General features: G+C 36.8%; 5 protein-coding genes. All 5 read right to left on the bottom strand.

Going from position 1 to position 10,496, the window contains the following annotated elements; all coding sequences use genetic code 11:
• Positions 1–29 precede the first annotated feature (29 nt).
• Positions 30–1,589 carry a SusD/RagB family nutrient-binding outer membrane lipoprotein gene (locus tag KO521_RS08875; protein ID WP_215939533.1) on the bottom strand — a complete coding sequence of 520 codons (1,560 nt, stop codon included), beginning with the start codon at positions 1,587–1,589 and terminating at the stop codon, positions 30–32.
• 28 nt (positions 1,590–1,617) lie between these two features.
• A complete protein-coding gene (locus KO521_RS08870) occupies positions 1,618–4,671 on the bottom strand; it encodes a SusC/RagA family TonB-linked outer membrane protein (RefSeq protein WP_215939532.1) in 3,054 nt (1,017 codons plus the stop codon).
• 172 nt (positions 4,672–4,843) lie between these two features.
• Complete coding sequence (locus KO521_RS08865; RefSeq protein WP_215939531.1) at positions 4,844–5,884, bottom strand: LacI family DNA-binding transcriptional regulator; 1,041 nt, start codon at positions 5,882–5,884, stop codon at positions 4,844–4,846.
• Positions 5,885–6,021: 137 nt separating this feature from the next.
• Positions 6,022–7,755 carry a sodium:solute symporter gene (locus tag KO521_RS08860; protein ID WP_215939530.1) on the bottom strand — a complete coding sequence of 578 codons (1,734 nt, stop codon included), beginning with the start codon at positions 7,753–7,755 and terminating at the stop codon, positions 6,022–6,024.
• A 107-nt stretch (positions 7,756–7,862) separates the two neighbouring features.
• Complete coding sequence (locus KO521_RS08855; protein WP_215939529.1) at positions 7,863–10,388, bottom strand: PIG-L family deacetylase; 2,526 nt, start codon at positions 10,386–10,388, stop codon at positions 7,863–7,865.
• Positions 10,389–10,496: the final 108 nt, after the last annotated feature.

Below are 10,496 nucleotides of genomic sequence, written 5' to 3'. Positions count from 1 at the left end.
GTTGGTGCTTTTTAAAAATTCATAATGGATTATTTCTTATCCCACCAAAGTTTGGTGTTGTTTTTATCTGCACCGTTAAGTTCAGGTCCAGCTATGGCTGCTTCTACAGATTCTGCATTAGTATCAAATTGGCTTGATACATAAACCATTCTTCTCATAATCTCGTCAACTGCTACATCAGAATTCTCAGACTGTACACGTGCATACTGTTTAGGGTAGCCCGTTCTTCTTAATTCTGCCCATGCTTCCCAACCGTTAGGGTATAGGGCTAACCATTTTTGAGTAATGATTTGTTCAAACTGAGTTTCTGGGTCAGAACTAAATGCAACAGGAATATCCGCAACTGCCGCCGCACCCACTTCATAAGCTATTGGTGTATTGGTACTTGCAATATATGCAGCAATAGAAGTAGCATCACCAACTTCTCTTTGTTCCATAGATGTTGTTATTCCTTGAGCGTACAAATCCTCTGTTGTACCACCCATAGCCCATCCTTCTAAAGCACCTTCAGCGCGTAAGAAGTAAACTTCAGCAGCGGTCATCACTTCTATTGGAGGGTTGCTTCCTCCTAATGCTTCATCAATATATATAGTAGCAAGATCGGAATGACTTGCATTTTTACTTGTTTCTAGAGAAACTTTGGTTTGTCCATTCAACAACCCTTCATAAGGGCTTCCATCACCATCGCTATCACCATCTACTGCTGGTGCAAAATATTGAGGCAGACGGGGGTCTTCATAGCCCTCTAAGATACTTTCCATTGTAGCACTCATTCTAAACTCACCCCAATCTGTAATAGTTTCTAGAGGGTTTCTATTAACTGGATTAACAGAAACATAGGCATTATCTCCATTAGATAGAAAAACTCCTGCCGCTACCGCTTTTTCTGCTTCTGATTGTGCCAGCGCACGATCCACATATTTTACTCTCATGGCTAAACGAAGACGTAGACTGTTCGCAAATTTTAACCATTTTGCAGGGTCTCCAGAGTATGTAAGGTCACTACCAGAAAATGATAATTTGTCTAGGTTTGATTCTAATTGAGCAACAGCTTCATCCAATGTCACAAAAAAGCTTCTGTAAATAGCCTCTTGAGAATCATAAGGAATAGCTTCAAGTTCCGTATTCCCTATTTCTAAATAAGGTATAGGTCCCCAGTAGTCTGTAATTCTATGAAAAGCATTTACTTTCCATATTTTAATCATTGCATTTCCTACAGCATTTTCATTAGCTTCGGTAATGTCTTCTACTAAAATTATCTGAGGCACTGCTTCTTGATAAAAAGAGTTCCACGCTAAATCTGACCAACCGCCAACTTGTACATAACGGTCAGAGTCAAAGCCCGAGGCAGTGGTTGTGAAATATTGACACCAAATATCGGCAAATAGATTTTGTGAAATCTGATACCTCCAATCTTCGCCCATTAATGATGTGTACTGAGCTTGCGCAAAAGCTTGCCCCTGTAATAGTTCACTTTCAGAAATTTTATTTATGTCAAATGAAAGCGGGTCCGTATTGGTTTGTTCAAAATCATCGGTACAGCTCGCTAGTAGCAAGACCGTAACAAGTAAGAAACTTATATTTTTCATGATTTTCATATTTTATATAAACAATTTTTTAAAATCCAAATTTTAGGTTCAAACCTAAACTTCTGGTTGATGGTGGAGAAAAAGATTCATAACCATCTGCACTTGTAAGTGTAGGGTCAACAATCACCTCTGGATCAACACTTGCGCTGTTTGAGAAGAAGAAAAGATTTCTCCCTACTAATGTCAGCTTTATGTTTCTAAAAGGCGTTCTATCTATTAGTGATGAAGGTAGACTATAGCCCAATGTTATTTCTCTCATTCTAATGTTAGATGCATCTTCCACAAAAGCTTCTCCAACCGGTGCGTTTCTTCCACCTATTGAAGCCCAAAATGTTTCAGCATCAGTTTGAATATCATTTGGAGTTCCATCGGCCTTAACTACTTCTAAGTCTCCAAAAACGTTATCACCAAATACCAGAGTCCCATCACGACCAATAGTGGTAACATCAAGCGCACCGTCTGAGGCCAAAATAGCATTTGTAAGCGAGCCAATTACACCACCTTGTCTAATATCTATCAAAAAGCTTAAACTTAAGTTTTTATAGCGGAAGCTGTTACTAATACCACCTAACCAATCTGGGTTGTAATTACCAATTAAAACGCTTTTACCAGCAGTTACGGATGGTGTACCATCTGCATTGACAATAACTCTATTTTGGTCGTCTCTTTCAAAACCTCTGGAATACATATTACCCCATGGTTCACCTATTTCCAATTCAAATTGTCTGAAAAATGGATTGCCAGCATCAAGGATAAGAGTTTCTAACCCTCCAGAAAGGCTTAGCACTTCACTCTCATTTTTACTAAAGTTAACAGAGACATTCCAACTAAAGTCATTAGTTTGAATAGGTGTTCCTGTTAAAATAGCTTCAACCCCTTTGTTCTGAATATCACCTCCATTTACAAATCTGGTACTAAAGCCAAAAGCAGGATCAACACTCACAGGGAATAACTGATCTATACTGTTACTCTTATAGTAAGTTAAATCTATACCTAGACGGTTATCTAGGAACCTAGCATCAACACCAAATTCTAAAGATTGTGTACGTTCAGGCTTTAAATTTGTATTAGGAAGTGCATCGTCTAATTTAAGCCGAGCAAGTGGGACATTAGATGCGTTACGGTAAACCCTGTAGGGATCAGTATCGTTACCTACCTCTGCATAAGAACCTCTTAGCTTAAGATATGAAATAACTTCAGGTAATTTTACAAGATCGGATATTACGGCACTAAGACCTGCAGAGTAATAATCAAATCTATTATTATCAACCGGTAGAGTTGAACTCCAATCACTTCTATAGGTAAGATCTAAAAACAAAGCATCTTTGTAACCTACTTGTCCAAAAGTATAAAGGGAATTTACTTTTTTATTATTGTAATCTTGCTCTGAAGCAAGGTTTAAAGCATTGCTGATCGCAAAAATATTAGGAGCATTCAATCCTTGGTTATTGGTTGATACATATTTGTCCTCTGCCATACGACTGTTACCACCAAAATTGATATTAAAATTAAAATCGTCATTAACTTGTTTGTTATAACTCAACAAGAAATCGGAATTCCATTCTAAGTCAATACTATTTCTTGTTTCATAGTTTCCATTATCAGCAAGAACATAAGTATCGTTATAATCAATATCTTCTCTGAAGGTAGTACTGTTATCTACAGCGGTACGCACCATTAAACTAAGGTTGTCAAGAATATTATATTTTAATGAAGCATATCCTATTACTCTATTATTAATAGAATTATTTAGATTACGATTGGTAGTCCAATAAGGATTCGCTCCACCATTATCTTTAGGTTTCCAATAGTTTTGTTTTGTACTCCCATCCAAAGCTAAATATTCAAAAACTTCTGCATCTGAAGTACGTATGTTTCTAGGTAGCCTGTATGCATGTCTCCATGGATTAGCAAATGATTCTCCTGTCTCTAATATGTTATCTGTTTCTGTTCTAATGTAGTTTGCTTTAGCACTAAGTTCAAGCTTGTCATTGAACAATTTGTTGTCTATTTTAAGTGTAACGTTATGTCTCTTCAATTCATTACCAGCTACGATACCCTTTCTATTTTCGTTAGTATATCCAAAAAAGGTTCTGTTCTTGTCATTACCAGATCGTATAGAAACGTTATTGGCCATATTAAAACCCGTTTGCATAAAATCAGTAACGTTATTAGGTTGTGCAGTGTAAGGAGTTGCAGAAGTGATATCTGGACTTGGTGACCAATTGGCAACCGAAGAGCCATCCATTCTAGGACCCCATGAACCAGTGGATGAGTTATTAAAAAGACCACCACTACCTTGGCCATACTCATTTTGGTAATCATACATGATTCTTCCTGTATCTGCAGTAAGAGTAGAACTAAAGTCAATGGTAGTTACATCACTTGTTCCTGTTTTTGTAGTAACTATAATAGCACCGTTGTTTGCTCTTGCTCCATAAAGTGCGGCGGCATTAGCTCCTTTTAATACGTTTATAGAAGCAATGTCATCAGGGCTTAGGTTAGAAATATCACCACCTAATGGCACACCATCTACAACATATAGTGCTTGGCTACTACCTGCTATTGAACGGTTACCTCTCAATACCACCTTGGAAGATCCACTAACACCATTTCCTGATGTTTGTATAGATAGTCCAGCTACTTTTCCTTGGAGACTATTTACAAGGTCTTGTTGCGGTCTAGCTTCATCAATACTCTTGGTGTCTACCCCTTGTGTGGCATAGGTCAAAGACTTCTTTTGTCTTTTTATACCCAAAGCAGTAACTACAACTTCATCTAATTGGCTTGCGTCTTCCTGCATTCCCAAATCGATAGTGCTACTTGCACCAACAGTAACATTCTGAGATTTCATACCTATGTATGAGAAAATTAAAACATCGCCAGAAGTAGCCTCTATGGCATAATTACCGTCAAAATCTGTTTGTGTTCCTGTAGTACTTCCCTGTACTAATACATTAACACCAGGCAATGGCATTCCATCATTAGCGTCGGTGACAGTACCGGTTACCGTTTTATCCTGTGCTAATATGGGGTGAGTACCCATTATTAGTACTAGGAACATTAAAATGTTTTTCATCATAGTGTTAGTTTTTAAAAGCTGTTAGTTGTCAATATTCTCTTAAAGTTATGTGAATGTAAACTTAATTTTTTAAAAACCTTAAGATTTTACTACAAAATGTGCTCGAACACACTTTGGATTGCGAGAATGATATTAATGACAGGATTAGAGTCTTAAGTCTATTAAAATCGGCTCAATTTATATGATAATCTACATTTTCAGAAGTGATAATGTCTATGGGAAGTAAATTTTGAAGAGGAACTTTTTTGCCAAAAAGGAAAAACTCTGCAAAATAACTAATGCTTAAATAAGTTTGTTCTTTTGGTCTTTGATGAATTAGAAAATCAATTTTTCCTTGTTTTAAGAAATTGATATTTTGATGGACCAAATCATAACCGATAATCGCGCAATTCTCAACAACTTCATCTAGGGTTTCTACCAACATGTGAGCCTTGGAATTGGTCACAAACAAAGCGCTTAAATCTGAATTAGTAACCAGATATTCTCTAAACTGCTTTTTAAAATTTACTTGGTTGTCAGAAGTGAAGCTAATTCCATCTAGAATAATATGATCACTATTCTTTTCTTTGAAGTAACTTTTAAAACCACATTCTTTTAGTAAAACATGTGGCTCTATATCAATATGGACAATTCCAATTTTGGAATTAGGTAAAACGGTCTTATCAAATAAATCAGCCGCAATTTTTCCGCTTTGGGAAAGATTTTGGCCAATAAAAACCTCTTTATTAAGGGTATTCAAGTAATTATTAAAAAGAGCTATCCTAATATTTTTTTCTTTACAAGTATCAATAATTTTATAGGATTCTTCTTTGAATAGGGGAGTTATTAAAAGAACATCGGGTGATGCATCTAATGCTTGATTAGATTTTTCGTAGAAGTCTTCCTTTTTGTACGGGTGATACAAGTATTTTTCAACTACAAGACCAAACATGACAAATTCTTGTTGGGCTTCATATATTCCTTCATGCGCAGGTGTCCAGAAAGCATCTATTTTATCATCGGGAATGAGTACACAGATTTTATATAACTTATTTTCCTTTAAATTTCTTGCAATTGGATTGGGGTGATACTCTATTTCTTTTAATACTTTCTCGACCTTTTCTAAAGCATCCTTAGAAACTTTGCCGCGTTTATGCAAAACACGATCTACAGTTCCTTTGGATACACCCGCAAGTTTGGCAATATCCTTAATTGTCTTCTTTTTATTGGTCATTATGGAGTATCGTGGTATTGGTTTTTTACTTATTATGAATATTGAACACTAAAATTATTGATTAATTAAGTCTTGAAATAGTGTTCACAAAAAAATAATTGAATTTCAATACTTATAAAGCGCTAAGAGGCTATGCTTTAGTTCCTTAATGGTGGCTTTTTGAGTACTCTGTCAAAACCTTCAAAAGCAATTGCCATTCCAATTACCATGGCTGCTCCTATAAAGTTTAGCCAAAGGTAGCCTAGCTTTTCTTCTCCTGTAGGGTGAATGAAAATAAGGTTGTAGAACAACACGAATACTATTAGCTGAGTAAGCAGAGCCGCGAAAAATACAGCATTACCTTTAACGAATTTAAAGAAGAAGGCTAGTAAAAATATGCCTAGTACATTTCCGTAAAAAATAGAACCTATTATATTAACAAGTTGAATGAGGTTATCAAATAAATTGGCGATACTGGCAATGAAAATAGCGATTACACCCCATAAAAGGGTGAATCCCTTTGTAGCCTTAACATAATGTTCATCCGTTAAAGATTTAGTCGTATTTCTTTTATATAGATCCAAGGCAGTAATGGTTCCTAAAGCATTGAGTTCAGATGCCGTGGAAGACATGGCTGCAGATAAGATGACGGCCAATAACAGACCTATGAGCCCTCTTGGGAGGTTGTGAAGGATAAAGTGGATAAAAACATAATCTTTATCATTGGTCTCTACAACATCATCAGCTTGTTTTATCAACGCCTTTGCGGCTGCTCTATTGGTACTGTCCTTGATATTTAAGCTTATAATTTCTTGTTTAGCCTCTTCTACAGCGCTATACTCCTTAAGCTCCAAAGCAGCGGAAAATTTGTTTTGGGCCATTTTCTTTTCTTCTTCCAATCTTTCTTGACCTTCTTGAAGAATGGAGTAATCCTTGGCATATTCAGAACTCATAACCGCTTCGGTTGCCGCAGGGTTGAAGTTTAATGGAGATGGATTGTATTGATAAAAAACAAAAACCATAACACCTACCAGTAGAATAAAGAACTGCATAGGTATTTTTAAGATTCCGTTGAAAACTAGTCCCAATTGACTCTCGCGTAGGGATTTCCCGGAAAGATAACGCTGCACCTGACTTTGGTCTGTACCAAAATAGGCTAGAGCTAAGAACAGCCCTCCTGTTATCCCGCTCCAAAAAGTATATCTACTTTTGGTATCAAAACTAAAGTCTATTATATTCAATTTGTTACTAGCGCCAGCAATTTTAAGGGCTTTACCAAAATTAATATCAGCGGGTAGATATCCTAAAATAAAAAAGAAGGTGATGAACATACCTGTCATGATAATGAACATCTGCTGTTTTTGGGTAACGCTAACCGCTTTGGTACCACCGGATACGGTGTAGATGATAACAAGAACACCAATTATAATATTCAACGTTCTTAAATCCCAGCCCAACACGGCAGAAAGGATTATGGAGGGAGCAAAAATCGTAATACCTGCGGCAAGACCTCTTTGCACCAAAAATAAGATTGCAGCTAAGGACCTTGTTTTAAGGTCAAATCTATTTTCTAGAAACTCATAAGCCGTGTAGACTTTTAATCTGTGATAAATAGGAAGAAACACCAAACAGATAATGATCATGGCTATGGGAAGTCCAAAATAGAATTGAACAAAGCCCATACCATCATGAAATGCTTGACCCGGTGTAGATAGAAAGGTTATGGCACTTGCCTGTGTAGCCATAACGGATAATCCTATCGTCCACCATTTGGCATCTTTTCCACCGCCAACATAATCATCTACGCTTTTGCTTCCTTTGGTTTTCCATACACCATAGGAAACAATGAAGATTAGGGTACTCGATAAAATAATCCAGTCTAATGTTCCCATATTAGGTAAATGCAGTCATTAAGTAAGAGAAAACCAATATATATACAATGTTTAGTATGAGTACTAACGTGTATTCTTTTTTCCAATCGAACTTGTCTAACATTATCTTAATTCAATTTGGTGGGTTGTACATTCTTTTCAACAGAAAGCATATTTGCAAACAGTTTGTATGCTCCTGGCACGCCCGCAGGAAGTTCTCTAAAAAAACTCAAACCTGTGTATATGTAATTTCCTTTACCATAGGGAGCTATCAATAGGCTGCCTTTTTTAGCGGACTCGCCTTTATCGTGCATAGAAAGGACAGGAGTAAACTCTTTGGACCATTCATTTGGAAAATAAAGCCCACGTTCTTGTACCCATCCATTAAAATCGTTTTCCTCGATTTTATTTGGGTAATTTACTAAAGCGTTCTTTTTGGCTACTATTTCTACTTCGGAGTTTTCATCCGTTACCCGGTCACGAGACAAGGTAATAGGGTAGGGAGCTAAATTTTCAAATTGATCTCCCCAACGACCTGCTGTATTGTATTGTACTACAAGATTACCACCTTTTTCAACATAATCGAAAAGATAGCGTTGTTTGAACTTTAATTCGTCCAAAACATTATATGCCCTAATACCTACCACTACGGCATCATACTTATCTAAAGACCCTTTTGAAATGCTACTTGGGGCTATGGTATGCACAATGTAGCCGATTTGCCTTAAACTCTCGGGAACTTCATCTCCTGCACCTACGATATAGCCAATGTGTTCCCCAGTTTTTTTAATATTCAAACGTACGACTTTAGCCTCTGCGGGCAGTAAAACGGATTGTGTTGGAACGTGGTCGTAAGCTATTGTAATTAATTCCTTGGTAATTTCTTTTCCATTTAATTCTATAATTGGAGAGATGTAACTTTCGTTTTCGTCTGCTGGCGGGGTCAAGGTGAAAATGATAGTCTGCTCATCACCTTTATTGGCGATTTCGAATGGCTTTGATTCCACATCTAAATCCCAATCTTGTGAATGGCGTAATTTAAGCTCACCTTTAAGGTTATCTGCATTTGCTTTTATCGTTACAGGTATCTCTTTAGCTTCTCCATCTGCGAATATCAATACTTTATCACTGAAACTAGCTGTAGCTTCTGGCAATATTTCAAAAGGCTGAAACAATTCGCCTTTGTCCGGTTTTGCATAATGGTAGATAACAGGCTTTTCTACCAACAATGTTTTCCCATCGATCTCTAATTCAAATTCCGCAAAGAATGCACGTGGTGTTTCCGGTTTGCCTATGAGTTTTTGATTATCAACTTTATACATTCCCAAAGTTCCCTTTTCATTAAGCCAATAGGGACTGGTATATTTTGTAGTTTCAGGAATTTCTAAAGTGATTTCAAAATTATGTTTTTCATTATTTTTTAAAGCGATTGAGGGACTTAATTTTTCATCTGTATTTGATATTAAAATAGATTTTAGAACGATGGAGGCAGAGCTTCTGTTAACGGCCTCAATATTGATTTTTACTTGTCCTCCGGGATTTGAAAAAGCCGTCTCAGCTGACGCTTCCAAATAAAGACCTGCTATATTAAAAATGATACTTTTTAGTTCTTGAGATTTTAAGGCCTTCCAATAGGGGTCATCCACTTTTTGAAGTAATTCGTATGCTTTTATCAATTGAGGTAAATGTTTGGAAGGGTTGGTGAAATCAAAATTCTTTTCAATTGCATAAAGGATTTCTCCAACTGCTTTACCCCCTTTTACACGAGACCATGACGTATCTATGCCTTCAAAAATATCATCTGAATCTTTGGGCATATCGCCTTTCAATAATTCAACATATTCATTTTCCGTACCTCTTTTGGATAGGCGACCAAAACCTTGACATAAGTGCTGACTACTGGCTAATGCAGCAATTTCGTTGTTGGATTTCCCCAAAATGGGGTAGTAAGTGCCAATATCTAAATTGACCATTTTTGATTTATCTGCTTTTTCAAATTTTTCTTGGCTACCGTAAAACCACCAAGATGTATTGAAAAACAACCTTTTAGGTTGCCATGTTTCGGTAAGCTTTAATTGCTTGCTATACGCATTACTATCATTTGCCAAATCAAAAGCTTCAAAACTCAACATAGCAGAAGATGTATGATGCCCATGAGTGGTTCCTGGACTACGATGGTCAAAACGATTTATAATCACGTCCGGTTTAAAATTACGAATGGCCCAAACGACATCTCCTAGAACTTCTTCTTTATTCCAAATTTCTAAAGTTTCATCCGGATGTTTTGAATAACCAAAATCATTTGCTCTAGAAAAAAACTGCTCACCGCCATCTACCCGTCTCGCAGCTAAAAGCTCTTGTGTGCGTAAAACACCGAGAAGTTCGCGTAGCTCGGGACCAATAAGGTTTTGCCCGCCATCTCCTCTTGTTAACGAAAGATAGCCGGTCCTGGCTTTAGTTTTGTTCGATAAATATGAAATTAGTCTGGTATTTTCGTCATCCGGGTGAGCAGCAATGTAAAGGGCAGCACCCAAAAAATTCAGTTTTTCAATGGAATGGTAAATTTCGGAAGAAGACTGCTGCACAGTATGCTGTGCATTAATAAGGTTTGAACACAAAAGTATTCCGGCAAAGAATGCCAAAAGATTACGCATAAAGTTGGTTTTTGTCTGGAAAAAGTCACTAATATACAAAAGCGACACCATACCAAAGATAGAAAGTTTAAAGGGCTTCGCGGGTTTTTTTAAAAATTCTTTAACAAA

The sequence above is a fragment of the Zobellia uliginosa genome (assembly GCF_018860745.1).
GTDB lineage: Bacteria > Bacteroidota > Bacteroidia > Flavobacteriales > Flavobacteriaceae > Zobellia > Zobellia uliginosa_B.
The sequence above is the reverse complement of the archived record's forward strand: the minus strand, read 5'-3'. Positions and strand labels throughout refer to the sequence as shown.

Bases quoted from the DNA above. Each gene is read 5' to 3' on its own strand.
- KO521_RS08865 (WP_215939531.1), bottom strand. From the start codon at position 5,884: ATGACCAATAAAAAGAAGACAATTAAGGATATTGCCAAACTTGCGGGT.
- KO521_RS08870 (WP_215939532.1), bottom strand. From the start codon at position 4,671: ATGATGAAAAACATTTTAATGTTCCTAGTACTAATAATGGGTACTCAC.
- KO521_RS08855 (WP_215939529.1), bottom strand. From the start codon at position 10,388: ATGCGTAATCTTTTGGCATTCTTTGCCGGAATACTTTTGTGTTCAAAC.
- KO521_RS08860 (WP_215939530.1), bottom strand. From the start codon at position 7,755: ATGGGAACATTAGACTGGATTATTTTATCGAGTACCCTAATCTTCATT.
- KO521_RS08875 (WP_215939533.1), bottom strand. From the start codon at position 1,589: ATGAAAAATATAAGTTTCTTACTTGTTACGGTCTTGCTACTAGCGAGC.